The 25,172-nt window shown below is 71.8% G+C and carries 20 protein-coding genes; 16 read left to right on the top strand and 4 right to left on the bottom strand.

Features of this window, described 5'->3' with window-relative positions; translation table 11 throughout:
- The first annotated feature begins 3 nt into the window (after positions 1 to 3).
- Positions 4 to 654, top strand: a complete 651-nt coding sequence (locus tag WFI16_RS22825) for a hypothetical protein (protein ID WP_419900158.1) — start codon at positions 4 to 6, stop codon at positions 652 to 654.
- Positions 655 to 715: 61 nt separating this feature from the next.
- Positions 716 to 1,405, top strand: coding sequence for a MotE family protein (locus tag WFI16_RS22820; protein WP_419900157.1), 690 nt, complete (start codon positions 716 to 718; stop codon positions 1,403 to 1,405).
- Here the strand turns inward: WFI16_RS22820 and WFI16_RS22815 are convergent.
- A complete protein-coding gene (locus tag WFI16_RS22815; RefSeq protein ID WP_419900156.1) occupies positions 1,398 to 2,285 on the bottom strand; it encodes a hypothetical protein in 888 nt (295 codons plus the stop codon). The two genes, WFI16_RS22820 and WFI16_RS22815, sit on opposite strands and share 8 nt — an antisense overlap.
- 312 nt (positions 2,286 to 2,597) lie before the next feature.
- On the opposite strand from WFI16_RS22815, the gene WFI16_RS22810 reads away from it, so the two are divergent.
- Entirely contained in the window at positions 2,598 to 2,897 is a 300-nt protein-coding gene (locus tag WFI16_RS22810) for a hypothetical protein (RefSeq protein ID WP_419900155.1), read from the top strand.
- On the opposite strand, the gene WFI16_RS22805 is transcribed toward WFI16_RS22810, so the two are convergent.
- Positions 2,876 to 3,931 carry a hypothetical protein gene (locus WFI16_RS22805; RefSeq protein WP_419900154.1) on the bottom strand — a complete coding sequence of 352 codons (1,056 nt, stop codon included), beginning with the start codon at positions 3,929 to 3,931 and terminating at the stop codon, positions 2,876 to 2,878. The two genes, WFI16_RS22810 and WFI16_RS22805, sit on opposite strands and share 22 nt — an antisense overlap.
- A 132-nt stretch (positions 3,932 to 4,063) precedes the next feature.
- Here WFI16_RS22805 and motA point away from each other — a divergent pair, with 132 nt between their 5' ends.
- The 6 genes from motA (at position 4,064) to WFI16_RS22775 (ending at position 10,509) form a co-directional block, all read left to right on the top strand.
- A complete protein-coding gene (gene motA, locus WFI16_RS22800; protein WP_419900153.1) occupies positions 4,064 to 4,951 on the top strand; it encodes a flagellar motor stator protein MotA in 888 nt (295 codons plus the stop codon).
- A 5-nt stretch (positions 4,952 to 4,956) separates the two neighbouring features.
- Positions 4,957 to 7,692, top strand: coding sequence for a hypothetical protein (locus WFI16_RS22795; RefSeq protein ID WP_419900152.1), 2,736 nt, complete (start codon positions 4,957 to 4,959; stop codon positions 7,690 to 7,692).
- Between the two features lie 3 nt (positions 7,693 to 7,695).
- On the top strand, positions 7,696 to 8,457 hold the full coding sequence (locus WFI16_RS22790) for a flagellar hook basal-body protein (RefSeq protein WP_419900151.1): 762 nt from the start codon (positions 7,696 to 7,698) through the stop codon (positions 8,455 to 8,457).
- Positions 8,458 to 8,537: 80 nt separating this feature from the next.
- A complete protein-coding gene (gene flgG / locus WFI16_RS22785) occupies positions 8,538 to 9,320 on the top strand; it encodes a flagellar basal-body rod protein FlgG (protein ID WP_419900150.1) in 783 nt (260 codons plus the stop codon).
- A gap of 8 nt (positions 9,321 to 9,328) precedes the next feature.
- Positions 9,329 to 9,769, top strand: coding sequence for a flagellar basal body P-ring formation chaperone FlgA (flgA, locus tag WFI16_RS22780; protein ID WP_419900149.1), 441 nt, complete (start codon positions 9,329 to 9,331; stop codon positions 9,767 to 9,769).
- Positions 9,766 to 10,509, top strand: coding sequence for a flagellar basal body L-ring protein FlgH (locus WFI16_RS22775; protein ID WP_419900148.1), 744 nt, complete (start codon positions 9,766 to 9,768; stop codon positions 10,507 to 10,509). The genes flgA and WFI16_RS22775 overlap by 4 nt, the downstream gene beginning before the upstream one ends.
- Here the strand turns inward: WFI16_RS22775 and WFI16_RS22770 are convergent.
- On the bottom strand, positions 10,503 to 11,057 hold the full coding sequence (locus WFI16_RS22770) for a hypothetical protein (protein WP_419900147.1): 555 nt from the start codon (positions 11,055 to 11,057) through the stop codon (positions 10,503 to 10,505). The genes WFI16_RS22775 and WFI16_RS22770 overlap by 7 nt on opposite strands.
- A 283-nt stretch (positions 11,058 to 11,340) precedes the next feature.
- Between WFI16_RS22770 and rfbC the strand changes: the two genes are divergently transcribed.
- From rfbC to WFI16_RS22740, 6 genes are all read left to right on the top strand, one after another.
- Positions 11,341 to 11,970 (top strand): dTDP-4-dehydrorhamnose 3,5-epimerase, encoded by a 630-nt coding sequence (rfbC, locus tag WFI16_RS22765; RefSeq protein ID WP_419900146.1) that lies wholly within the window; start codon positions 11,341 to 11,343, stop codon positions 11,968 to 11,970.
- A gap of 28 nt (positions 11,971 to 11,998) precedes the next feature.
- On the top strand, positions 11,999 to 13,069 hold the full coding sequence (gene rfbB, locus WFI16_RS22760; protein WP_419900145.1) for a dTDP-glucose 4,6-dehydratase: 1,071 nt from the start codon (positions 11,999 to 12,001) through the stop codon (positions 13,067 to 13,069).
- Positions 13,069 to 13,974 (top strand): dTDP-4-dehydrorhamnose reductase, encoded by a 906-nt coding sequence (gene rfbD, locus WFI16_RS22755; protein ID WP_419900144.1) that lies wholly within the window; start codon positions 13,069 to 13,071, stop codon positions 13,972 to 13,974. Before rfbB ends, rfbD begins: the two co-directional genes overlap by 1 nt.
- Positions 13,971 to 14,882 carry a glucose-1-phosphate thymidylyltransferase RfbA gene (gene rfbA / locus WFI16_RS22750; RefSeq protein WP_419900143.1) on the top strand — a complete coding sequence of 304 codons (912 nt, stop codon included), beginning with the start codon at positions 13,971 to 13,973 and terminating at the stop codon, positions 14,880 to 14,882. Before rfbD ends, rfbA begins: the two co-directional genes overlap by 4 nt.
- A complete protein-coding gene (locus WFI16_RS22745) occupies positions 14,879 to 16,183 on the top strand; it encodes a UDP-glucose dehydrogenase family protein (protein ID WP_419900142.1) in 1,305 nt (434 codons plus the stop codon). The genes rfbA and WFI16_RS22745 overlap by 4 nt, the downstream gene beginning before the upstream one ends.
- A gap of 103 nt (positions 16,184 to 16,286) precedes the next feature.
- On the top strand, positions 16,287 to 19,808 hold the full coding sequence (locus tag WFI16_RS22740; protein ID WP_419900141.1) for a glycosyltransferase: 3,522 nt from the start codon (positions 16,287 to 16,289) through the stop codon (positions 19,806 to 19,808).
- 1 nt (position 19,809) lies between these two features.
- Here WFI16_RS22740 and WFI16_RS22735 read toward each other — a convergent pair whose 3' ends face one another.
- Positions 19,810 to 20,904, bottom strand: a complete 1,095-nt coding sequence (locus WFI16_RS22735; RefSeq protein ID WP_419900140.1) for a hypothetical protein — start codon at positions 20,902 to 20,904, stop codon at positions 19,810 to 19,812.
- A 400-nt stretch (positions 20,905 to 21,304) separates the two neighbouring features.
- On the opposite strand from WFI16_RS22735, the gene WFI16_RS22730 reads away from it, so the two are divergent.
- Positions 21,305 to 25,159: a glycosyltransferase family 2 protein gene (locus WFI16_RS22730; protein WP_419900139.1), complete on the top strand. Its 3,855-nt coding sequence runs from the start codon at positions 21,305 to 21,307 to the stop codon at positions 25,157 to 25,159.
- Positions 25,160 to 25,172 lie beyond the last annotated feature (13 nt).

The raw sequence follows: 25,172 nt of genomic DNA, 5'->3' as shown, positions 1-25,172 counted from the left end.
GCCATGACCCTGACCCAGATCCTCGACGCGGCGGCCCTGCTGCTGCTGGCGGCCCAGGCCGGCTGGATCCTGCTGCTGTATCGCCGCATGGGACGGCTGCGGACCGCGCTCGAAGGCGCCGGTGCCGTCATCGCCCAGCTCGACGAGGCCTCGCGCCGGCTGGACGCCTCGGCCGGGGGCATCGTGCAGAAGGTGCGCGACGGCATCGCCGAGGTGGACAGCAAGATCAACGCCTGCCGCCGCGTGGCGCAGGAGCTGAACGCCGCCTCGCGCCAAGCGGAGGACGTGGCGGCCAAGCTGGACCAGTCGCTGCGGCAGAACCGCAAGCTGCAGCAGGCGCGCGCGGCGGCCCCGCCGCGCGAGCTGGTCGAGCCGCTGGGCCTGGCCGAGCGCCTGGCCGAGCGCGGCCCGGCCCCGCTGCTGACGCTGCGCCCCGAAACGGCGCCGGCGCTGGCGCCGGCCCTGGCGATGGAGGGCGATTACGGAACCGCCCTGCTGGAGCATCCCGGCGGCACCGGCCTGGAAGCCGCCCTGCTGGGTCCGTCGCTCCTGCCGGTGCAGTCGCTGGACAAGGTGCTGGAGGCCGAGCTGCGCTTCGCCCCTCGCGGCGGGCCGGGGGTCGAGCCGCGCACCATCCGCGTCAAGCTGGATTGACCCCTGCCCCGCCTCCCAGCCCCGCCTCCATGCCCCGCCTGGCTGATGGCCGGAGAAGCCGATGAAACGCCCTGCTCTGCCCCCCCGCTCCCCTTCCTGGTTCGGCCCGCGCCGCGGCCTGTCCCTGATGGCGCTCGGCCTGGCGGCCCTGCTGCCCGGCCGCCTCGACGGGCTGCCCGGTTCCTGGGAGGGCCTCTTCCCCGCCCGCGCCCAGGCGCCGGCCCGCCCGGACACGGCGCCGCTGGCCGCCATGCCGCTGCGCGACGGGCTGGTCGCGCTGCCGCATGTCTCGCCGGTGCTGGCCGCGCCGGTGCGGAGCAATCCGCTGGGCGACGACCGGCCGGGCGAAGGCCGGCTGCTGGCCGAGGTCACCCGCCGCCAGGCCGAGATCGACCGGCGCGAGCGGCTGCTGGAGGCGCGGGAAGCCCGGCTGCAGGCAACCGAGAGCCTGGCCCGGCAGCAGATCGCCGAGCTCGCCCGGCTGCGCGAGGAGGTCGAGCGCCTGGTGGTGCGGGAAAGCGCCGCCTCGGAGGCCGATATCGACGCGCTGGTTGCGCTCTACGTCAACATGCGGCCGCAGCAGGCGGCGAAGGTGCTGGAGCGGCTGGAGCCGCCGCGCGCCGCGGTGATCCTGCTGAAGATCCCCGACCGCCAGGCCGGGCCGATCCTGGCACAGATGGAGCCGCCCGCCGCCCTGGCCCTGACCCAGGAGATCGCCGGACGGCGCGAGGCCTTCCGGGTGATCAACTGAGCGGGCCGCCCGGCCTCTCATCCACCGCCGGGCGAGAGCTGGGGGCAGCGCGCCCGGCCTGGCGGCGCGCGATGTCATGCGCCAGCAGGGTGTCGGCCAGCTGGGCGGAGATGGCGCGGTAGCCCTTCTCGTCCTGCAGCGCATAGCCGCCCTCGGCCAGCGCGGTCATCTGGCTGCGCTCCGCCGGCAGCAGGAACTCCATGTCGCATTCCAGCAGCGCCGCCGCCTCGCGCAGCGTCGAATCATGCGAGCGCACCAGGGCGCGCTGGGCGAAGAGCCGGCGCGACAGATGCAGCACCGCATCCAGGGTCGCCGCCTGGGCGAGCGGCACCGGCTCCTCCAGCAGGTCGGCGCGGCGCAGGTTCAGCCGCCAGGGCAGCTCGGCCGGGCCGCTGCGCTGCAGATCGAGACACCATTCGCCACGCCGCGCGCACCAGGCCAGCGGCGCCGTGGTGGCGAAGCGCAGCACCCCCTCCATGGTGGTGCCCAGGGGGGTGGTGCCCAGGGGGGTGGTGCCCAGGGGCGTGGTGCCTGGCGGGGTGGCGCCCGCCGGGGTGGCCCCGGCCGCGCTGGCGCCCGCTGGCGGCGTTGGCGCGGCGGAGGGGGCCAGATCGAGCCGCAGCGCGTCCAGCCGCCGCTGCTGCGCGCGCTGGCGCCACCACATCCAGCCGCCGACACCGCCGGCCAAGGCCATGCCGGCCGCCAGGCTCCATCCCGGGCGACCGATCGTGTCGGGCAGGAGGCCGGCCTCGACCCCCAGCATGCCGGCCCCGACCGCACCGGCCCCCACGCCGGCGCCCAGCCCGGCCAGACCGACCAGCGTCGCGGCCTGCAGCAGGAACTGCGCAGGGCCGAGGGGGGGGCGGGGGGTGGCAGCCATGGCGGTCGCTCCGTTTTGGGAAGGCGCCGTGTCGGGGGACAGGAGCGGCGCGCCAGGAACTTGCCATCGAATTTATTATTTTTCGCAAATCCTGGTGACGGCGCCGGGTGCGGCCGCTGAAGCCTGCTGCATGGCGCAGGCCGATTGTGCGAAAATCACGCTGCCGGTTCCGCGAATCCTCTCCCGGTCCTCTGGCTGTTCACCGGGTCCGCCCGTGGCTGCCGGCGCTGAGCAGGGCTGCGCGGCGATCAGACGCCGCGACGGCCGGGTTCGCCATGGAGGCATGTCGGCATGACAGCAGGAACGCGAAGAATGAAGGCTGATAAAGGCGCCTTGGAGGGCAGGCCGCCGGGGACGCCGGACTGGGAGGGCCTCGCCCCCTGGCTGCTGGACCGCGCCACGGCCCGGGGCCGGCGGGACGGGCTGGAAGGGCGGCAGGGGCAGGCGGACATCGCGGCCCTGCCGCACCCCTGGCCCGAGCCGCCGGCCCTGCTGCGGGCCGGGCTCGGCCAGTGCTATGCGGCCGGGCTACGGCATGGGCAGGAGGTCCGGCTGGAGCAGGCCCGGCGCCGCGTGGTGCCTCCGGCGGCTCAGATCTGCACCGGCCGATAGGCACGGCGGGCCTCGGCCAGCGGGTCGATGCTGGTTTCGGGCAGGGCGGGGGCCTGCTGGCGCAGCGCCTCCAGCACGCTGCCCGGCAGCTCGCCCGGCGCCTCGTCCCGGCCGCGCTGCGCGGCAGCGCGGTTCATCCGGCTGAAGACCTCGACCAGGGTCGCGGCCATGGCCTGCTCCGAGGGGTGCAGGATGCGGGCGGGATTGCCCCGCCCCCACCAGAGCGGCTCCTCGCTGGCCACCGGCGCGGCCGGCCTGCTGGCCAGGACCGCCGCGGCGGCGCCCGGGGTGAGCTCGACCGGGCCGCTGGGCGCCTCCATGCCGAGCGAGGCGTAGATCTGCCCGACCCGGCCGCGCAGCTTGTCCATCAGCTGCTGGGTGGAGAGCGGCTGGCCGTCGGCGCCGCGAAAAATAGCCGGATTGGCCCGCGCTGCCTCGGGCAGGATGTCGCTGGCGGCGCGCGCCGGGTCGCTGGCGGCGGTGCGCAGCAGCTCCGTCGCGCCGCGCAGGCCGAGGAAATGGCCGAGATAGAGCTCGGTCGCGTCCGGCGCCCGCCCGCCCAGCGCCGGGCGCAGCGCATCGGACAGGTCCTTCAGATGCTCCGCGCCCAGCCGCGCCGAGATCGCCGGATCGTCGCGCAGCGCCAGGATCCGGCTGCGCATGGCCGGGTCGCCGACGGTCAGGCGGCTGCCGCTGCGGCTGATGGCGGCGGCCTCGTTGGCCAGGCCGTGCTCAGCGCCATGCGCCTGCACCACGGCCAGCCAGGTCTGGTCGATGAACTGGAACAGGCCGCGGGCTGAGGAGGTGGAGGCCTGGGCATCGGCGCGGAAGCCGCTTTCCATCGCCGCCTTGGCCGCCAGGACGTTGAAGCCCATCCCCGTGGCCCTGGCCGCGTCGCGCAGCGCGCCGGCCACCTGGGCATCGACCCGGAAGCGGCCGAGCTGCTCGCCGCGTGGCGCGGCGGCCTGGCCGGCCTGGCCAGCCTGGTCCAGGGCCTTGTTGACGCCTTCGGAAATCCCGACGGGAAGGGGCATGGTCGTCCTCTCGGTCGCTATTGCGAAAAATGCTCATAGCACAGAAAGGTGCGAAATGGTAAGAGCGAAGCGCCGGCCAGGTTCTGGCCCGACCATCGCACCAGCGCAGGCATTGCGGGGCCGACCCAATCGATGATCCAGCTCGCCGGAATCCTCGGAGTCTTCGTTGCCGTCTTTGGCGGCTATCTGATCGCCGGCGGCAAGATGGGCGTGATCCTGCACGCCATCGGCCCGGAGATGATGATCATCGGCGGCAGCGGCTTCATGACCCTGCTGATCGGCGGCGACGGCGCGCTGTTCGCCAAGACGATGAAGTCCTTCGGCAAGGTCTTCAAGGGACCGCAATGGAAGAAGAAGGACTTCTCCGACCTGCTCTGCCTGCTCTACCTGCTGCTGCGCACGCATCAGAAGGAAGGCGCGGCCAAGCTCGAGAAGCATATCGAGAAGCCGGAGAACTCGCCGATCTTCAGCCGCTACGCCCGGCTGACCAAGGAACCGGCGCTGCGCGGCCTGGTCTGCGACACGATGCGCACCATCACCCTGAACAACAAGGATCCGCACCGGGTGGGCGAGATGATGGAAGGCGCCATCGACAAGCGCCATGCCGAGAATCTCAAGCCGGCCAAAGCGATCCAGCTGATGGCCGATGCCTTCCCGGCGCTTGGCATCGTCGCCGCCGTGCTCGGCGTCATCAAGGCGATGGGCGCGATCAGCGAGAGCCCGGAGATCCTCGGCGGCATGATCGGCTCGGCGCTCGTCGGCACCTTCCTCGGCGTCTTCCTCTCCTACGGGCTGATCGGGCCGATGGCGTCGCGGCTGAAGGCCATCGTAGAGGAGGAGAAGCGGATGATGGACGTGGCGCGCGCCGTCATCACCTCCTACCTGGAAAACCTCTCCCCGCAGATCTGCGTCGAGGTCGGCCGCCAGGCCATCCCCTCCAAGCTGCAGCCCAGCTTCGACCAGATGGAGGAGCAGCTGCGCGAGGCCGGCCGTGCGAAAGCCGAAGGCAGCGGGGAGTAGGCGCGGTGCAGCCCGCGACCGGCCCGCGCCGGGCATCGCCCCCGCCCCGCTTCCGGACGCTGCTGCGCGGCGGGGTGGCGGCAGTGCTGACCCTGCTCGCCGCCAGCCCGGCCCTGGCGCAGGGGGTGGCGCCAGGGCCGGCGACGACCGCGCCCGTTGCCCCGGCCAGCCCAGGTGCCAGCCAGGTGCCGGCGCCTGCCCTGCCCGCCACCACGCCGGGGCTGCCGACCACGCCGGCGGTGCCGCAGGGCCTCTCCACCCCGCCGCCGCGCCCCGGCGCCGCGCCGCAGAACAACCTGACCCCGGCCCGCCCGGGCGTCGCCACGCCCGGTCCGGAGCCGGCCGGTGCGACACCGGCGCGCCCCACGCCGCCTGCGTCTCCGCCCGTGCCGCCCGCCGCGACCGCCGCCGAGGCGCCGGCGGCCGGGGAGCCGGCACCTGCCAGTCCGCCCGCCCCGCCCGCTCCGGCCGCGCGCAGCGTGCGGGTGCGCGGCGGCCAGCACGCCGATCGTGGCCGGGTGGTGCTCGATCTCGGCAGCATTCCGCCGCACAGCCTGCGGCGCACCGCGGCCGGGCAGGAACTGCGGCTGCAGGGTCGGCTGCAGCTCGACCTGGCCGGCCTGCGGCCGCTGCGCGAGCTGGCCGGCACCCAGATCCGCCAGGAGGGCGAGGAGACCGTGCTGGTGCTGCAGCCGAGCTGCGCCGATTGCGCCGCCGAGCTCGGCGTCACCGGCGGTTTGCTCTATGTCGACCTGCGGCGGGGTCCGGCGCGCCCCGCGGCGGCCGGCCGCGACCAGCCGCGCGAGGCCACCGCCCTGCCGCCGCCCGCCGCCACGCCGCCGCGCGGCCGCCGCGGCCATGCCGAGCCGCCTGCCACCGAGGATCTCACCGGCCTGCGCGAGAGCATCCTGGGCAAGCTGAACCTGCTGAACGCGGCGCCGACCTCCAGGCTGCCCGGGACCGGCGGCGGCAGCGGCGCGTCGGGCCCGGGTGGCCCAGGCAGCGCGGCACCGCCGGCGGCCGCGCCTGGCCAGCCCTTGCCGAATCCGCGCTTCGGGCCGGGCGCCGAGGCCGTGCCGAAGCCGCCCTGCCTGTCGGCCCCCTTCACCCTGCGCGACTGGGCCGGCCGGCAACCCTTCCTGGACGAGCTGGTCGAACGCCGCGCCGCGCTGGCGCTGTCCGACCAGGGCCTGGTGGAGATGGCGGCGCTGGCCGAGTTCTATGCCGCGCACGAGATGCCGCGCGAGGCGCTGGAGGTGCTGGCCGCCCCGGTCGCCGAGAGCGCGCCGCCCGATCTGCAGGCCCGGCTGGAGCGGGTCCGCGACATCGCCCGCATCCTGGGCCGCCAGCGCATCGACCCGGCTTCCGCCCTGCTGGCCGAGGCCGCCGATTGCGCCCGCCCCGACCTGCCGCTGTGGCGCGGGCTGGCGGCGGCGCTGGCCGGCGACGCGCCGGCGCTGGCCCGCCAGGCACCGCAGATCCGCGCCCTGCTGCGCGACATCCCGCCCGATCTGCGGCTGGCCTTCGCCCATGTCCTGACGGATGCGGTGGAGGAGGATGTCGAGACCTTGCGCGTGCTGGTGGCCGGCGTGCGCAGCATGACCGAGCTGCGCCCCGACCAGCAGGTGGTGCGCAACTGGCTGCTGTCGCGCCAGGCCCGGCTGGAGGGCAACCGCGCCGATGAGATGATGTATCTGGAGCGGGCTGCGCGCGGCCGCAGCGTCGCCGCCCTCTATGCCCAGGCGCGGCTGGCCGCGCTGAACCTGACCCGCCAGGACGGCGAGAGCCAGCGCGCCGAGCAGGTGCTGATCGACTTCGCCCGCACCTACCGGCACGACCCGCTGGGCGAGGAATCCGCCATCCTCTACGCACAGCGGCTGCTGGAGCGCGGCGACCTGCGCGCCGCGCTGCGCGTCGCCGACGAGGCCAGCCAGGCCTCCTCCCGCCCCAACACGGAAAGCCGCGCGGCCCGGCTGGCGGCGCAGGCGCTGCGGCTGCTGCTGGTCGATGCGCGCGGCCTGACCCTGCCGCCGGCCGGCGAGAGGCTGGCGCTCTACTGGCAGTATGAGGGCTATGCGACGCCTGGCGAGCGGGGCGACGATATCCGCCAGGGCGCGGCCCGGCTGATGCTCGATCAGGGCCTGCCCGATGCGGCGCTGGAGACCAGCCGGCAGCTCGCCGCCGCCACCCTCGCGCAGCCCGCGGCCACGCTGCTGCAGGCGCGGGCGGAGGCGCTGGCCGAGCAGGGCGACCCGATGCGCGCCCTGGCGCTGCTGCAGCCGCTGCCGGCCTCCGACGCGGCCCGGCGCATCGCGGCCCTGGCCCTGTCGCGGCTGGGCAAGCCGCTGGAGGGGGCGGCGGCCCTGGCCGGGCTGGAGGAGCTGCCCGATCGCCAGGCGCGCGCGGCCCTGCTGTTCCAGGGGCAGGCCTGGGGCGAGGCGGCGACCGCCTATGCCGCGCTGCTGCGCGATGCCTCGCTCGATCCGCAGACCCGCTCCGAGGCGACGGCGCGGCTGGCCAGCGCCGCCGCGCTGGCGCGCCAGCGGGTCGCCCTGCCCGGCGAGCTGCTGGCGCCGGAGGGCAGCGCCGCCACCCTGCTGCAGCTCTCCAACCAGGCGACGCCCGCCGCGCCGCGGGGCGTCGCGGCGGCGCGCCAGGCCATCAGCCGCAGCCGCCAGATCGAGCAGGTGCTGCCCGCGGCAGCGGCGGCATCCCCCGAGCCCGCATCAGGGAGGAACTGAAGCATGGACAGTCCGAGCGTCGTCAGCCTCTCCGGCCAGCTCGCGCTGCGGCAGCAGATGGAGGTGGTGGCCAACAACCTGGCCAATGCCACCAGCACCGGCTATCGCGGCGACCGCACCCTGTTCCAGAGCCACATCAATCGCCTGGCGGTGCCCGGGCGCGAGATCGCCTTCGTGCAGGACCGCGCCACCTATATCGACAGCCGCCAGGGCGAGATCGGGGCGACCGGCAATCCGCTCGACCTCGCCATCGACGGCCAGGGCTTCTTCGCGGTGGAGCGGCCGGGCAATGCCGGGCGCGGCTACAGCCGCGACGGGCGCTTCAAGCTCGGCCCCGATGGCACGCTGGTCGACAGCAATGGCCGCGCCGTCGCCGGCGAGGGCGGCGCCCGCATCCTGCTGCCCGAGCGGTTCAGCAGCCTCGAGATCCGCGCCGACGGCAATGTGCTGGCCACCGTCGAGGGACGGGTCGAGCAGGTCGGCCGCATCGGCCTGTTCAACGCCAACGACCTGCGCGGCGTGCGCAAGGCCGGCGACGGGCTGGTGGACATCCCGGCCAACCAGTTGCAGCCGATCGACCCGACCCAGCCGGGCACGCGGACGCGGCTGGTGCAGGGCGCGCTGGAGGGCTCGACCATCCAGCCGGTGCAGGAGCTCGCCAACCTGACCCTGGTGCAGCGCGCCTACGAGAACATGCAGCGCTTCATCGCCGATGACGACCAGCGGATGCGGCGGATGATCGAAATGCTCGGCCGGCCGAACTGACCGTCTACCCCCTCTCTGACGCCCACCATTGATGCATGGCCAGCGGCGCCGACGGCGCCGGCCAAGGGAAGCGAAAAACAATGCGCGCCATGAATATCGCGGCCACCGGCATGCAGGCCCAGCAGACCAATGTCGAGGTGATCGCCCACAACATCGCCAACGTCTCCACCACCGCCTTCACCCGGCGCAAGGCGGAGTTCCAGGACCTGCTCTACCAGAGTGCGGAGCGCGTCGGCTCCTCCTCCTCCGAGGCGGGGACGCTGCTGCCGGTCGGCACCCAGGTCGGCCTCGGCGTGCGCAGCTCGGCGATCAACCGCATCACCCTGCAGGGCACGCTGCAGGAGACCGGCAACCTCTATGACCTGGCGCTGGAGGGGCGCGGCTATTTCGGCATCAACCTGCCGGACGGCACCGTCGCCTATACCCGCGACGGCACCTTCAAGCTGTCGAACCAGGGCCAGATCGTCACCAGCGAAGGCTATCCGGTGCAGCCGGCGATCAACATCCCGGTCGAGGTGCGCGACGTCACCATCAACCAGGCCGGCGAGGTGCTGGTCACCCAGGCCAATGGCCAGCAGCAGAATGTCGGCCGCTTCGAGCTCTTCACCTTCCCCAACGAGGCCGGGCTGGAGGCGATCGGCGGCAACAAGTTCCTGGAGACCGAGGCCTCCGGCCAGCCCAACCAGGGCCTGCCGACCGATCCCGGCTACGGCAAGCTGCGGCAGTACTATCTCGAAGCCTCCAACGTGAACGTGGTGCAGGAGATCACCCAGCTGATCGCGGCGCAGCGCGCCTACGAGATGAACTCGAAGGTGATCGAGGCGACCGACCAGATGCTGCAGACCACCAACAACGTGCGGTGAGGTGGCCGATGTCCCCCTCGCTCCCTCCCCTCGTCGCGGTCCTGCTGCTGGCGGCGGCACCCGTGGCGGCGCGGGAGGTCTGGCATGCGGCGCGATCGCTCGCGCCCGGCGACATCCTCACCAGCCAGGATCTGGAGGCCATGGCGCCGCGCCGGCCGATGCCCGGGCTGATCGAGGCCGAGCGCAACCTGGTCGGGCTCGAGGTCAAGCGCCGGGTGCGCGGCTCCGCGGCGCTGACCGAGCGCGACGTCGGCGAGCCTTCCGCCATCCGCTCCACCCAGATGATCCGCGTCTTCTGGAAGCGGGCCGGCGTCACCCTGGAGATGGAGGGGCGGGCCATGGAATCCGGCGCTCTGGGCGAGATGATCCGGGTGCACAACCCGCGCAGCGGCCGCACCATCCGCGCCCTCGTCGTCGCCGACGGCACCGCCGAGGTGCGGGCGCCATGAGCCGCCCTGGCCCCCTCCTGGCGCTGGCCCTGCTCGGCCTCGCCGGCTGCGACAGCTTCGGCCATATCCAGAAGCCGCCGCCGATCAGCGCCCCTGGCGCCATCGAGGCCATCCCGCCGATCGCCGAGGGCGACACGCCGATCGAGGTCTCCAACCGGCCGCGCCTGGCCGGCACCGGGCCGACCATGCCCGGCTCGCTGTGGCGGGCGGGCTCGCGCAGCTTCTTCCGCGACCAGCGCGCCCGCTTCGTCGGCGACCTGCTGACCGTCGAGATCGAGATCGACGACAGCGCCCAGTTCGACAACAAGACCGAGCTGGAGCACAAGGCCGAGCAGACGCTGAACATGCCCTTCCTCTTCGGGCTGCAGGGCATCTTCGGCCGCATCTTCGGCGGGCAGACGGCGCCCGCGGTCAGCCTGGGCGGCGACAGCACCAGCGACGGCACCGGCAAGATCCGCCGCAACGAGAAGATCCGGCTGCAGCTGGCGGCCACCGTCATCCGCGTGCTGCCGAGCGGCAATCTGGAGATCGCCGGTTCGCAGGAGATCCGCGTCAACAACGAATTGCGCGAGCTGCAGCTGCGCGGGCTGATCCGGCCGGAGGATATCCGCCCCAACAACCGCATCGCCTCGGAGAAGATCGCCGAAGCCCGCATCGCCTATGGCGGCCGCGGCGTCTCCAGCGACCTGCAGCGGCCGCGCTGGGGCCAGCAGATCATGGAGCGCGTGCTGCCCTACTGAGCGGGCCGCGCCGCCAGCAGCGCCTCGCGCAGCGCGGCGGCCACCTCGGGGCCGAGGCCGCCGGCGACCAGCCGGGGCGCCCCCTCCCCCGCCGTCTCGGCCAGCAGCACGGTCTCGGCGGCGTGCTGCCGGGCGGCGATGCGGGCGGCCAGCGCATGCAGCCCGGGCGCCGCGGCCGCCTGGCGGCCGGGCTCGGGCTGGCGCAGCGACAGGCCGCGCAGCTCGGTCCAGGGCAAGTGGCCCTCAGGCAGGGTCAGGCCGGTGGCATCCAGCAGCAGCGGCCGTGGCCCGCGCCCCTGCCGGGCCCGGCGCAGCGCCAGGACGGCCATCGCAACCACCCCCAGCCCGGCCAGCGCCGCGCCCAGCGCGACCGGCTCATGCCGGGTGGGATCGAGCAGCACCGCGAGCGCGGGCAGGCCGAACAGCAGGCCCAGCAGCCATGCCGCGGCCAGGAAAGCCGCTGCCGGCCGCGCCGGATGCACGGTGATCCGCACCCCGTGCTCCTCCGCCTGGCGGGTGAAGCGGCCCTGGTCCTGGGTCATTGCCATGCCGCAAGAATAACCGCTGTCAGGGCCATCCCGCCACAGGCTTCCGCCATCGGCAAACCAGGGAGGCGAACTCGCGACTTCGTGAGGCCGTTTTAAAGAAAGAGCAGGGGGCTTTGCCAATCGCGACGCACCAGGGTAAATCCTAGCGAGAACTCAATGCTTCATGGGAAGTCCATTTTTCGGCCCGAACGCCGGGTCGTGCGCGTGAAAATCATATGCTAGGCAATTGATTTGCAGCGTCTCGCCATGGTGCATTGCAGCAATCCAGGTTAAGGGCCCCTTCATGTCGTCCGCTCTGTCCGAAAGCGCCCTGGCAGCCATTCAGCAGGGCGAGCTGCGCGAGGTGCGCAGTTCGCGCAACTTCACCCTGGCCAGCTTCACGATGGACGGGCCGATCCTCGTTGAGACGAAGCGCTTCGGTGATGCCCGTGGCGCCTTCTCCGAGACCTATAGCGCGCGCGACTTCGCCGCCTGCGGCCTGACCACCGAATTCGTGCAGGACAATTTCTCCATCTCGCAGCCGGTCGGCACGCTGCGCGGCCTGCATTTCCAGTCGCAGCCCGAGCCCCAGGCCAAGCTGGTGCGGGTCCTGTCTGGCCGCGTGCTCGACGTCGCCGTCGATCTGCGCCGCGCCTCGCCTACCTATGGCCAGTATGTGGCGGTCGAGCTTTCGGCCGAGGCCGGCAACCAGCTCTATGTCCCGGTCGGCTTCGCGCATGGCTTCTGCACCCTCGAGCCGGATTGCGCCGTCGCCTACAAGGTCAGCGGCTATTACGCGCCCGCCTGCGACAAGGGCCTGGCCTGGGACGACCCGGATGTCGGCATCCGCTGGACCCTGCCCGAGGGCGGCCCGGTCCTGTCCGACAAGGATTCCCGCCAGCCCCGGCTGCGCGACCTTCCCGACTACTTCTGACGTCAGCATTCTGCAGAGGACGCCCTTGATGCGCATCCTGGTCACCGGCGGCGCCGGTTTCATCGGCTCGGCCCTGGTCCGCCGCCTGGTTCTCGATCAGGTCGCCGAGGCGGTGCTGGTGGTCGACAAGCTGACCTATGCCGGCGAGCGCCGCTCCCTGCGCGACTGCGAGGGTCGCCCCGGCTTCGGCTTCCTGCAGGCCGACATCGCGGATGCCGAGGCGATGGCCAAGGCCATGGCGGAGTTCCGCCCGGACGCGGTGATGCACCTGGCGGCCGAGAGCCATGTTGACCGCTCGATCGCCGGCGCCGCGCCTTTCGTGCAGACCAACCTGGTCGGCACCTTCGTTCTGCTCGAGGCAGCCCGCGCTTACTGGCTGGGCCTGGAGGCGGCACAGAAAGAAAAATTCCGCTTCCTGCACATCTCGACCGACGAGGTCTTCGGCTCGCTCGGGGCCACCGGCTATTTCACCGAGACCACCCCCTACTCGCCGCGCTCGCCCTATTCGGCGACCAAGGCGGGCTCGGACCATCTGGTCGCCGCCTGGCACGAGACCTATGGCCTGCCGACGCTGATGACCAACTGCTCGAACAATTACGGGCCGTTCCATTTCCCCGAGAAGCTGATCCCGCTGACCATCCTCAACGCCCTCGAGGGCAAGCCGCTGCCGGTCTATGGCAAGGGCGAGAATGTCCGCGACTGGCTCTTCGTCGACGACCATGTCACCGCGCTGATCGCCGTGCTGCAGCGCGGCCAGCCGGGCCAGACCTACAATGTCGGCGGCAATTCGGAGAAGCGGAACATCGAGGTGGTGGAAGCCATCTGTGACACGCTCGACCGGCTGCGCCCCGATGCTGCCGGCCCGCGCCGCCGGCTGATCAGCTTCGTCGCCGACCGCCCCGGCCATGATGCGCGCTATGCCATCGATGCCAGCAAGCTGAAGGCCGAGCTCGGCTGGACGCCCTCCGAGACCTTCGCGACCGGCCTCGAGAAGACCATCGCCTGGTACCTGGACAATGCGTGGTGGTGGCAGCCGCTGCGCGAGCGCGTCTATAGCGGCGAGCGGCTGGGCCTCCTTCCGGCCAAGGCGGCCGGCTGATGCGCATCCTGATCGCTGGCCGGGTCGGCCAGGTTGCCTGCGCCCTGCTCCGCGCCCTCGAGCCCGAGGGCCACGAGATCACCGCGCTCGAGCCGCCGGAGCTCGACCTGACCTCGCGCGACAGCCTGGCCGCGGCCGTCGCCGCCGCCCGGCCCGAGCTGGTGATCAACGCCGCCGCCTATACGGCGGTGGACAAGGCCGAGGACGACACGGCGCTGGCCTTCGCCGTCAACCGCGACGGCGCCGCCTGGCTGGCGGCCGAGGCGGCGGCGGTCGGCGCGCCCTTCGTGCATTTCTCCACCGATTACGTCTTCTCCGGCCTCGGCGGTGCCCCCTATCGCGAAACCGACGCGACCGGGCCGCAGGGCGTCTATGGCCTGTCCAAGCTGCAGGGCGAGCGCGCCGTCATGGCCGCCAATCCCCGCAGCGTCATCCTGCGCACCGCCTGGGTCTGCTCGGCCGACGGCAATAATTTCGTGAAGACCATGCTGCGGCTGGCGGCGACCCGCGACGAGGTCGGCGTCGTCGCCGACCAGCATGGCGCGCCGACTTTCGCCGCCGACCTGGCCGAGGCCGTGCGCGTCATGGCGCCGCATCTGGTCCAGGCCGCGGCCGGCGACCCGCGCTTCGGCCTGTTCCACCTGACCGGCGCGCCGCACACCACCTGGCACGGCTTCGCCGAGGCGATCTTCGCCGGCGCCGCCGCCCGCGGCCACAAGGTCCCGACGCTCAAGGCGATCGCGACCGCCGACTATCCGACCCGCGCCGTCCGCCCGGCCGATGGCCGGCTCGATTGCAGCCATCTGCAGGCGGTGCACGGCATCCCCGCCGGCGACTGGCGCGCGCGCCTCGACGAGACCCTGACCACGCTGATTGGCCCCCCGCTGCAGGAAACCATTCGATGAAGGGCATTGTTCTGGCCGGCGGCTCCGGCACCCGGCTGCATCCCGCGACGCTCGCGGTGAACAAGCAGCTGCTGCCGGTCTATGACAAGCCGATGGTCTACTATCCGATCTCGGTGCTGATGCTGGCCGGCATCCGCGAGATCCTGATCATCACCTCGCCCGAATTCATGCCGATGTACCAGAAGCTGCTGGGCGACGGCAGCCAGTATGGCGTCACCTTCGTCTATGCCGAGCAGCCGAAGCCCGAGGGCCTGGCCCAGGCCTTCCTGATCGGCCGCGACTTCATCGGCGACGATTCCGTGGCCCTCGTGCTCGGCGACAACATCTTCTACGGCGCCAACCTCTCCGACATCATGCAGGCGGCGCGCGCGCGGCCCGAGGGGGCCACGGTCTTCGCCTATCACGTCGAGGACCCGCAGCGTTACGGCGTGGTCGAGTTCGACGCCGAGGGGAAGGCGCTGTCCATCGTCGAGAAGCCGGCCGAGCCGCGCTCCAACTGGGCGGTGACCGGCCTGTATTTCTACGACAACCGCGTGGTCGACATCGCGGCGAAGGTGAAGCCCTCGCCGCGCGGCGAGCTGGAGATCACCGACGTCAACCTGGCCTATCTGGAGGCCGGCACGCTGCGCGTCGAGCAGCTCGGCCGCGGCTATGCTTGGCTCGACACGGGGACGCATGACTCGCTGCTCGATGCCGGCGAGTTCGTCCGCGCCATCCAGCAGCGCCAGGGCCTGCCGATCGCCTGCCTGGAAGAGATCGCCTTCCTGAACGGCTTCATCGACGTCGAGCAGCTGCGCGCCCGCGGCCGCCTCTTCGCCAAGACGGCCTATGGCCAGCACCTGCTGCGCCTCGCCGACGAGCCGAACAGCGTCCCCCATCCGAAGCATCTGCCTGGAGCTGTCGCGTGAAGATTGCCATGATTGGGGCCGGCTATGTCGGCCTGGTCTCCGGAGCCTGCTTCGCCGAGTTCGGCACCGATGTCTGCGTGGTCGATACCGAGATCAGCAAGATCGAGGCGCTGCGCGAGGGCCGCATCCCCATCTATGAGCCCGGCCTCGACAAGCTCGTCGCCGAGAATGTCGCCGATGGCCGGCTGACCTTCACCACCGACCTGAAGGAAGCCGTCCGCGGCGCCGAGGCCGTTTTTCTGGCTGTCGGCACGCCGACCCGGCGCGGCGACGGCCATGCCGATCTGTCCTATGTCTTCGCCGCCGCCGAGCAGGTCGCTCTCGCCGCCGAGGGCCCGATCGTGCTGGTGACCAAGTCGACCGTCCCGGTCGGCACCGGCCGCAAGGTCAAGGAAATCGTCCGCAAGGCGCGGCCGGACCTGGAGATCGAGGTCGCCTCGAACCCGGAATTCCTGCGCGAGGGCAATGCCATCGGCGACTTCATGCGGCCCGACCGCGTCGTCGTCGGCGTCGATTCCGACCGCGCGCTGACGGTGCTGAAGAAGCTCTACCGCCCGCTCTACCTGATCGAGACCCCGGTCGTGGCCACCGCCATCGAGACCGCCGAGCTGATCAAGTACGCGGCGAACGCCTTCCTGGCGGTGAAGATCACCTTCATCAACCAGATGGCCGACCTCTGCGAGAAGGCGGGCGCCAACGTCCATGACGTGGCCCGCGGCATGGGCCTCGACGGACGCATCGGCAGGAAATTCCTGCATGCCGGTCCGGGCTATGGCGGCTCCTGCTTCCCGAAGGACACCCTGGCCCTGGCCCGCACCGCGCAGGAGCTCGGCGCGCCGGCCACCATCGTCGAGCAGACCATCGCCGCCAACGAGGCGCGCAAGGCGCAGATGGCCGAGCGCGTCATCGCCGCCTGCGGCGGCTCGGTCGGCGGCAAGACCATCGCCGTGCTCGGCGTCACCTTCAAGCCGGAGACCGACGACATGCGCGATGCGCCGTCGCTGGTCATCCTGCCGGCGCTGATCGCCGCCGGCGCCACGGTCCGCGCCTATGACCCGCAGCCGAGCCATGCCAAGCCGTCGCTGCCGGGCGGCGTACACTGGGCCGACAGCGCGCTCGACGCCGCCAGGGACGCCGACGCCCTGGTGCTGATCACCGAGTGGAACGAGTTCCGCGCCCTCTCCCCCGAGAAGCTCCGTGCCGCCATGGCCGGCAAGGTCGTCTGCGACCTGCGCAACGTCTGGGATCCCGAGGCGATGCGCGAGGCCGGCTTCGACTATTCCTCCATCGGCCGCCCCTGAGGCTGCGTGACTTCGCCCGGCCGGCCCTGCGAGGCCGGCCGGGCGGTGATGGCCGCCCCGCCTGGCGGCCGCTCTTCGACTAACCGGATTGCGGGGACGCGGCATGGCCTTCAAGGCGGCCATCGACAGCATGGCTTTCGGCAGCGGCTTCCTGATGATCTCGGGTTGGCTGGCCGTGCCGCGCGACCGCGACTGGCCGGATCGCGTGCTGCTGCAGGCGGGCGCCGAGAGTTTCGAGATCCGCCACTGGTTTCCGCGCCGCGACCTGCCGGACCAGGAGGACGGTCCCCGCTTCCTGGCCTTCCGCGAGGATTTTTCTTGGAGCCATGACCAGCCCCCGGCCACGCCGCTCAGCCTGATGGTCGAGGGCGGAGTCGCGGTCACCGCCGATCGCTGGACCGCCTTCGCGCCGCAGGGCGCGCTGGAGATGGCCAGCCAGGCCGGCATCTCCGGCTGGCTGATCGACCCGGCGCTGTGGCACGGCACCGGCGAGGCGGCGGTGCTGCTGCCCGATGGCACCCGGCTGCCCCTCACCCTGAGCATCACCCGCCCTGACCTGACCGGCGGCCAGCCGCGCCCCGACCGGCCGCATGGCTTCTCCGTGACCGCGGTCGCCCTGGCCCGGGCGGTCGCCGAGGCGCAGCCCTTCCGCCAGGGCGCCACGATGCGCCTGGTGCTGGAAAGCTCGGGCAGGGTGGTCGCCGAAAGGGAGGCGAGCTTCGCGCCGATCTCGCTGGGGCGGCTCGAGACCTGGCACGAGGGATCGGTGCGCGGCTGGGCGGCCTTCCGCGAGCCGCGCTGGGCCGTGCCGGCCGTCGAGATCCTGCTCGACGGCATCCTCTATGAGACCATCCCGGCGGTACGGCCGCGCAAGGACCTGCAGGAGCGCGGGACCACCACCGGCCAGGGCGGCTTCATCTTTCCCCTCGCCAGCCAGCCACGCGACGGCGGGCCACTGACCGTCACCGCCCGCATTGCCGGCCAGCGCGATCTCCTGCCGGGCGGCCCGCTGGAACTGCCGTCGCTGCCCGCCACGCGCGGCCTTGCCGGCGAGCCCTGGCGCAACCTGGCCGGCCGCCGGCCGCAGGTCGCCATCATCATCCCGATCTACAACGCGCCCGACGATCTGGCCGCCTGCCTGGCGACCCTGGTCGCCGAGACGGGTGGCGATGCCGAGTTGCTTCTCATCGACGACGCCAGCCCCGACCCCCGCGTCGCCGAGGTGCTGGCTCTCTACGAGGGCCGCCGCAACATCCGTGTTCTGCGGAATGCAGAGAACCTGGGCTTCACCGGCACCTGCAACCGCGGCATCGCGGCGGCGGGGCAGCGCGACGTGGTGCTGCTGAATTCCGACACGCTGCTGCCGCCGCGCTGGCTGGAAGGGCTGACGGCCGCTGCCTATGCCAGCCCACGCACCGCCAGCGCCTCGCCGCTCTCGGACAATGCCGGCGCCTTCTCGGCGCCGCGGCCGGGCGGGGCCAATGCCCTGCCACACGGCCTGTCGATCGGCGATGTCGGCCGGTTGGTGACCCAGGCGGCGCGCGCCGCCTATCCGGAGGTGCCGACCGGCCACGGTTTCTGCCTGTACCTGCGGCGCGACGCGCTGGACGCTGTGGGTGCGCTCGATATCGAGGCCTTCCCGCGCGGCTATGGCGAGGAGAACGACCTCTGCATGCGGGCGCTGCGCGCCGGCTGGCAGCATGTGGTCGACGACCGCACCTATGTGCAGCACCGGCAATCGGCGAGCTTCGGCACGGCGCGCGCCGGCCTGCTGCGCGAGGGCCGCGCCCGACTGGACGCGCGCTTTCCCGAGTACAAGGCGCTGATCAGCGTCTTCCAGAAGGACCCGCGGCAGCTGGCGATGCGCTGGCGGGTGCGCCGCGCCTTCCAGGGGGCGACGCCGCCGCGGCCGCGGGTGCTCTTCGTCATCTCGACGGAATCCGGCGGTACGCCGCAGACCAATATGGACCTGATGCGCGGGCTTGAGGACCGCTACGAGCCCTGGCTGCTGGTCTGCAACGGCCAGCAGCTGACGCTGCAGCGCCTGTCGGAGGGCGTGCTGCAGCCGGTCGAGCAGCGCAGCCTGGACGCGCCGATCCAGATGGCCATCCACCGCAGCGCGCAATACGACGCCATCATCGCCGAATGGCTGCTGCTGCATGCCATCGAGCTGCTGCATATCCGGCACCTGGCCTGGCACGGCCTCGGCCTGCCCGAGGTGGCGCGGGCGCTGGGCATCCCCGTGGTGCTGTCGCTGCACGACTTCTACATCGCCTGCCCGACCATCAAGCTGCTGGATGCCGAGATGCGCCATTGCGGCGGCCTCTGCACCCAGGGCGCGGCGGATTGCCGCGCCGAGCTCTGGCCGGCCGAGCAGGTGCCGCCGCTGCGCAACAATTTCGTCCACCGCTGGCGGGAGATGCTGCGGCCGGCCCTGGCGGCCTGCGACGCCTTCGTCACCACCTCGGCCCATGCGCGGGCGGTGATCCTGGCTTCCTATCCCGAGCTCGACGGGCGCGACTTCCGCGTGCTGGCGCATGGCCGCAGCTTCGAGAGTTTCCTGGCGCCGGCGCCGAAGGCCGCGGCCCCGGCGGAGGGGGTGGTGCGGATCCTGGTGCCGGGCAATATCTCGGCCGCCAAGGGGGCCAGGCTGATCGAGGCCATGGTGGCGCTCGACCAGGGCCAGCGCGTCGAATTCCATATCCTGGGCGATGCCGGCGCGCTGCGCGCGGCACCGGGCCTGGTGCTGCACGGCCGCTACGCGCGCGACGAGTTCCTCGATCGCGTCGAGGCGCTGGATGTCCAGTTCGGGGCGGTGCTGTCGATCTGGCCGGAAACCTACTGCCACACCCTGACGGAACTCTGGGCCGCGGGGCTGCCGGTCTTCGCCCTCGACCTCGGCGCGGTGGGCGAGCGCATCCGGGCGCAGGGCGGCGGCTGGCTGTTCGAGACGCGCGAGCCGGCCGCGCTGCTGGAGGCGGTGCTCGCCGCCGCGGCGGACCTGGACAGCGTCGACCGGCGGCTGGAAGAGCTGCGCGCCTGGCAGGCCAGCGAGGCCGCCGGCGCCCGCAACATCCGCGCCATGGCGCGCGATTACGACCTGCTCTACCGCGAGGTGGCGCATCGCCGCCTGGCCTTCGCCGATCCTTTCGTGGCGCCGCAGACCTGGCTGCTCTGGGACCTGCGCGGCCGGCGCGGGCCGCTGCCGCCGGCACTGCGCAACATCGCGGCCTCGCCGGTGCTGTTTCACGCGGTGGCCTCGCTGGACAGTGAGCTGGCGACGCCGGACGGCACCGCCGGCCTGGTCCTGCTGGCCGACCGCCTGGACAGTGGCCTGGCGCAGCAGGCCCTGGCCTATGCGGCGGCCCGCGGCATCGCCTGCCTGTTCTGCAGCGCCACGCCGCCGCATCCCGGGCGGGTCGCGGACTGGCCGCGCCTGGCGCCGGCGGCGCTGGGGCTCACCGCGCCGGGCGAGGCCGCCTGGCCGCTGCCGGTGCTCGACCTGGCCACGACGCCGCTCGCCTTCCAGCAGGCGCTGGCGCGGTTCGGGACGGGGGAGGTGCCGCCCGCCCCCCTGGCGACGGCCGGCACGGGGCGGCGGATGCGGGTCTGGGTCAGCGGGTAGCTTAGCCCTCGGCCGCGACCAGGCTCGGCTGCGGCGTGCGGGCTGCCTCTAGCAGGCGACCCAGCTTCTGCTTCATGCTCGCGCCGACCTCGCCTTCCTTGGTGCGCGAGATGGCGTCGAACAGCGTGTCGAGGTCGATCTGGCCTTCGCGGTCGCGGATCTTCTCCACCGATAGCAGCGACAAATAGACTGCATGATGCGCCTGGGCCATTTCGAGGAAATGGGTCGAGAAGCGCTCGGCGGTCTGCATCGCCTTCTTGTAGAATTCGAGATTGCGACGAAACAAACCGCGCGCCTTTGCCGGGTCGCCCATCCGCTCTACGAAATAGCCCAGCAGCAGACAGGTGCGGCAACTGTTGAAAGCCATCACCGCCCAGGGCTGCTCGACCGACACCATGTACTGGTAGCCAGCCCGCAAGCGGCCCAGCAACGCCGCGCCATCCTCCATGAAGATATGCAGGTGCCAGAGCGCCAGGTTGACGGACATTGTCAGATGATGCCGGTCGCTCCGGACATTGCCGTCCACGGGCAGCTTCGGCAGCTCGGCCTCAATCTCCGCCGCATAGCCCAGCGCCCGCTCGGCCATTGGCCGCGACGCGAAGTCGATAGCACGGTAGCAGAAGATGACCAGGCAGACGGCGCGATGCGCCGGGTCCAGCCTGTAGTGCCGGAGGATCTGCTCCGCGGCGAAGGCCAGCGTCTCCTTGTCCTTCACCCGATGGCGGTTGCGGTAGAAATGACTGGCGAATTCCTCAGCGGATTCTGCGTAAAGGCTCTTGAGAAAGAAGCTTCCAGGCTCAACCGGTAGCTTTCGATACTTGCCGACTTCCGGCACCAGCACGGACAGCTTGGTGAAAGGCTGGGCAAGCTGTGCCGCCGGCAGGGCCAAGCTCAGCTTGCTGGCCTTGCCGTCCGCATCGTTCTCGATGGCGACGCGTAGAGCAGCGGGGGGCGCTGCCAGATCGACCGGCAGGTCGAACCGACCTTTCTCCGTCTCAAAACGCAAGATCAGGCGCGGCAATTCTCCGATCGGCCCGGAGATTTCTACCTGAACGTCGCCGCCCCTGACGCGACCGCTCGTTACAAGAAACAGCATGCATTTCTCCAGAAGACGAACGGTCAGCGCGTCTCGGTCGACACGATAATTCCTGCTGCCGCAAAGCCGCAAGGCAGCTATCCGATGAGATTGTCGAGCGTGCTACACTGCTCTTTTTTATGGCGCAATTCCATGACGTCATTTCCCGCATGGCGCGCAACTGGTCCGTCGAGAGAAACGCTTCATCGATCACGTTTCCATGAGATCCGCATAGCATCATGGCAGCCCGAGTGGTTTTCTTCGCGCTTCTCGACACGCAACAGGCTCCAGGATGCCTACAGGCATTTTTCTGCAAGAGAAGCCAACTATATTATGGTTAAGTTAGCGGTTGCGCGCCCTTTGCTGCCATGCGAACTTTGTCGCAGTATACTGAAAATCTTCTTCTGGTGGATTTGGCCCGATGAGCGAAGTATCTGATCCGGCGATGCGCGCGATCGCCAAGCCTGCCTTGGATTTTCATAAGATTTCGCCGGAATTGCTCCGAGAGGCCGTCGCGGTCTCCGAGAAGAACTACAGCAACCGCGCCGATATCATCCCCGACATCCATCTGGAATCCCGCGCCGGCGACCAGCCGGCCCAGTTCCGCGTCGAGACCTTCCGGCCCGAGGGCGAGGCCTGGCCTGCCGCCGCGCTGCGCTGCAATGTCGACCAGCCGGGCAGCTATGTCCGCTTCTGCCTTTCCTTCTCGCTGGAGGGTTGCGACCCGGGCGATGTGCTGCATCTGCGCTGGCTGGGCCGGCTGCGCGCCGGCGGCATCCAGCCGGTCAGCGCCCGGCTGATGGTCTGCGACGGCAGCAAGAACGGCAAGAAGCCGGCGATGCCCGACCTGCTGCGCTTCGACGGCGAGATCGCCTGGCAGCAGCGCGACCTGCTGCTGCAGCTGGTCGCCGCGCAGCCGGGCGAGAAGTTCCACCTGGTCTTCGAGATGCAGGCCGACAGCGTCGTCGAGGTCGCCGACCTGCGCCTGTCCCGGCTCGGCCGCCGGCCGCTGGTGCCGGGCAAGGCGCCCGCACGGCTGAAGCTGCTGAAGGACCTGACCTCCCTGCTGCCTGCCGCCGGTCCGTTCGAGGCGCGCGAGGAGCGCGGCGTGCTGCTGCGCGACGGGCTGGCGGTGCATGGCCTGGCCTGGGACGCCGCCGATCCGGAGGCCTCGGTCTCGCTCGAGCTGGTGGTCGATGGCGCGGTCCAGTCCATCATGCTGGCCGAGCCGATCAGCAGCGCCCTCGGTATCGAGGACAGCCCGCCCGGCAGCTTCAGCATGACGCTGCCGCACAACCTGTCGGACGGCGCCGAGCACAGCCTCGCGGTCCGCTTCGCCGCCAGCGGCACGGCACTCGGCCCTCCGCTGACGCTGCGCCTCGACACCGCCCAGGAAGGCCTGTTGCAGCTCGATGCCGATGGCCAGCTGGTCGGCTGGGCGGTGGACCGCAACCTGGCGCCGGCGGCGGTCACGGTCGAGATCCTGGCCGATGGCGCGGTGATCGCCGAGACGCTGGCCGAGCTGCCGCATCCGGTGCTGACCGGCCCGGCCTATAACGAGGGCCGCTGCGCCTTCCGCCTGCCGCTGCCGCCGGCGCTGCAGGACGGCCACCTGCATTTCGTTTCGGCCCGCATCAAGGGCGGCTACCAGCTGGCCGGCGGCGAGCTGCCGGTGCGCCAGGTGCAGGGCCGCTACTTCCTGCAGGTCGATCCCGGCCGCGGCGACCGTGTCACCGGCTGGGCCGTGGACTACGAGGATCCGGGCCGCCCGGTGACGCTGGAGATCTGGCTGGATGGCCGCAGCTTCGGCCAGCTGCGCGCCGACCGGCCGCGCGCCGAGCTGGACGGCCAGCGGCACGGCTTCCTGTTCGTCCTGCCGCCTGCGGGACAGGTGGAGCTGCGCACCGCCGGGGGCGAGCCGCTGGCGGGCTTCACGGTCACCGCCGACCATGCCGGCGCCCGGCACTGGCGGCTGCAGAACCAGGCGGCCAAGCCGGCGATCGCCGAGCCGGCCACCGCCGCGGCGCTCGACGCCTTCGTCGCCGCCGGCGGCAAGCGGCTGTTCGACGAGGCCTGGTACCTGCTGGCCCATCCCCAGGCGGCGGCCGAGCTCGCCGCCGGCCAGGTGGTCTCCGCCTTCGACCACTGGGTCACCCGCGGCGCGGCGCGCGGCCTCAGCCCGAATGCCTGGTTCAACGAGGCCTGGTACCGCCGCCAATACGACGTCGCCGCCGGCTCCGGCTTCGCGCAGTGGCTGACCGAGGGCGCCGCCGCATGGCGCTGGCCCAATCCGGGCTTCGATCCGCGCGGCTGGGCGGCCGCCCAGGCGATCCAGGCCGACGACGCCCTGGCCGCCGTCGAGGCCTGGCTCGAAAGCCTGAGCCGCACGCCGGAACCCCCTCCGCCAGCCCCGCCGCCCCGCCTGTCGCGCAGCTATGCCGCCCTGGCCCAGGCCCGCGGCCGCAAGGGGCTGCTCTATGACAGCTACATCCAGCGCCTGCTGGAGGATATCGGCCTGGCCGATGCCGAGCGCGCCCGCCGCCTGGCCGCCGATCTCGGCCGGCAGGAGACCGAGCTGACGCAGTGGCTGCTCGACCGGCCGCTCGAGGAGGAGCCGCTGGTCAGCATCATCATGCCGACCTTCAACCGCGGCTTCCTGATCGCCGAGGCGATCCAGTCGGTGCTCGACCAGTCCTGGACGAACTGGGAGCTGATCATCTGCGACGATGGCAGCACCGACAAGACCGCCTTCGTGGTCAAGGGCTTCGACGATCCGCGCATCCGCTTCCTGACGCTGGAGAAGTCGAACGGCGCCATCGCCCGCAACTTCGGCATGAAGTTCTCGCGCGGCCGCTACATCACCTTCCTGGATTCCGACAATCTCTGGCATCCGCTGTTCATCCAGGCCTCGGTGGCCGGGCTGCGGCATTCCGGCCAGGCGGTGGTCTATAGCGGCTACATCGACACCGAGATGAAGGGCGCCCGCCTCGGCGCCGCCGAGCTGAAATTCACCGCCTTCGACTACCAGGCGCTGCTGCGCCGCAACTACATCGACCTCAACACCATCTGCATGGAGCGCGCGGTCTTCGAGCAGCTCGGCGGCTTCAACGAGGCGCTCGGCCGGGTGCAGGACTGGGACCTGATGCTGAAATACGGGCGGCTGGTGACGCCGCTTGGCATGCCGATCACCACCGCCTTCTACCGGCGCAATGTCGCCTGGGGGCAGGTGACCGACCTGCAGGCGCATACCGACTTCAACGCCATCGTCGCGCAGAACGCGCTCGACCGGCTGGCCTCGCCGCGCTCGCTGCTGGCCGGGCCTGGCGCGCCGCGCGCGGTGACGCTGCTGGGCGGCGACAGCCTCGAAGGGGCCCAGGCGATCGTCAGCCTGGCCGGCCTGATGGAGGAATTCGCCAGCATCCGCCTGCTGCTGCCCGACCTGCCCGCGCTGCGCCATTTCGTCGCGCGCAGCGGCCTGGCGGCGGCCGCGCATCTGCTCTGGCTGACCCCGGGCGAGAACCCCCGTCCGCTGCTCTCGGGTGAGGCGGTGGTGCTGCCGGAGGAGGCCAGCAGCGCCTTCCTCGCCGGCCTGGACGGGATTCCGCTGCTGCGGCTGGTGCAGGAGGGCGAGGTTGCGCTGCTGCGGCCCGCCGGTGCGCAGACCGGCATCGCCATCGGCGCGCTGCAGATCGCCGATTTCGACAGCCTGCCGGCGGAGACCGGCGCCGCGGCGCTGGACACCGCGCCGGGCGGCGCGCGGATCGCCGTGCTGGCCGCCGAGGAGGCACAATACGACTGGGCCATGGCGCTGGCGGCGCGCAGCCGCGGCGGCGATACCGGGCTGCTGGTCAGCCTGGCGGCCGATGGCAGCTACCAGGTCAGCCTGGCCAGCGGCGGCCACAGCCAGCCGCTGCCGCTGGAGCCGGCCGCGCTGCTGGCGGCGCTGCGCGGCTGCCGCGCCCTGGCGCTCGCCGCGCCCGGCGCGCGCAACCGCATGCTCAGCCTCAGCCTCGGCATCACCGCCCTGGCCGCCGAGGTGCCGGTGGTGGCGATCGCCGACCCGACCTACCAGGCCTGGCTCGACAGCCGCAGCGTCTTCGCCACCCAGCATGACGACGTGCCGCGCTTCCTGGCGCGCCTGTCCCAGGTCATGGCCGACCCCAACGGCGCCGCCCGCGTCACCCGCCGCGGCCGCCGCCAGTTCGAGCACCTGCACCGCCGCAAGGCGATGGAAGACCGGCTGAAGCTCGCCTTCGCCGTGACCCTCGGCCACTAAGGAGATCCGCGTC

Source organism: Roseomonas sp. USHLN139 (assembly GCF_037145735.1).
Classification (GTDB): Bacteria; Pseudomonadota; Alphaproteobacteria; order Acetobacterales; family Acetobacteraceae; genus Pseudoroseomonas.
The sequence above is the reverse complement of the archived record's forward strand: the minus strand, read 5'-3'. Positions and strand labels throughout refer to the sequence as shown.